The organism is Stenotrophomonas maltophilia (assembly GCF_003970865.1).
GTDB lineage: Bacteria > Pseudomonadota > Gammaproteobacteria > Xanthomonadales > Xanthomonadaceae > Stenotrophomonas > Stenotrophomonas maltophilia_AR.
Genome location: NZ_RXLZ01000146.1, coordinates 1 through 1,176, shown reverse-complemented (window position 1 = coordinate 1,176; position 1,176 = coordinate 1). Strand labels below are relative to the sequence as shown.

Genomic DNA, 1,176 nt, shown 5'->3' with positions numbered 1-1,176 from the left:
TTTTTTTTTTTTTTTTTTTTTTTTTTTTAAAAAAAAAAGGGAAAACGGGGAAGAACCCGTCCTGTGGGGCCGGAGACTGTTAATAGGGACACGGTCTAGGGTCTGTCAAGCGCGTATTTTCAAGATTAAACCCGCGTCCTTTGAGACAACTGAATAAGGTTTCAATTTCCCAGCGTAATGCATAATCCTGAATAGCATTGGCATTAAACTGAGGAGAAACGACGAGTAAAAGCTCTCCATTTTCTAACTGTAGTGCACTTATATATAGTTTCACCCGACCAACCAAAATCCGTCGTTTACGACATTCAATTTGACCAACTTTAAGATGGCGAAATAAATCACTAATTTTATGATTCTTTCCTAAATGATTGGTGACAATGAAGTTTTTTTAACACGAATGCAGAAGTTGATGTCTTGTTCAATTAACCATGTAAACCACTGCTCACCGATAAACTCTCTGTCTGCGAACACATTCACAATACGGTCTTTACCAAAAATGGCTATAAAGCGTTGAATCAAAGCAATACGCTCTTTCGTATCTGAATTTCCACGTTTATTAAGCAATGTCCAAAGGATAGGTATCGCTATTCCACGATAAACGATTGCGAGCATCAGGATATTAATATTTCGTTTTCCCCATTTCCAATTGGTTCTATCTAAAGTCAGTTGCACTTGGTCGAATGAAAACATATTGAAAATCAACTGAGAAATTTGACGATAATCAAAATACTGACCTGCAAAGAAGCGCTGCATACGTCGATAAAATGATTGTGGTAAGCACTTGATGGGCAAGGCTTTAGATGCAGAAGAAAGATTACATGTTTGCTTTAAAATAATCACAAGCATGATGAGCGCAAAGCACTTTAAATGTGACTTGTTCCATTTTAGAGATTTGTTTAAGATAAGATATAACTCATTGAGATGTGTCATAGTATTCGTCGTTAGAAAACAATTATTATGACATTATTTCAATGAGTTATCTATTTTTGTCGTGTACAGAGATGGTTTTTAAAGAAATCTAAAGACTAGAACATGATTTGCTTAAGTCGACTACACAAGCTAGGATTACAAAGTTGTAAAAGTGAATCAGAATATTAAAGTTTAGTGTGGAATTGGAATTTCAAATTGAAAAAAAAAGCAAAGAGAAAGGGTTTTAAATACTTAAAATGAAAAATA

Annotated in this window: 1 pseudogene; it reads right to left on the bottom strand. The window is 34.4% G+C overall.

Going from position 1 to position 1,176, the window contains the following annotated elements:
• Positions 1 to 94: 94 nt before the first annotated feature.
• A pseudogene (locus EKL94_RS22125) lies at positions 95 to 930 on the bottom strand (IS4-like element ISAba1 family transposase); the annotation flags it as partial.
• Positions 931 to 1,176 lie beyond the last annotated feature (246 nt).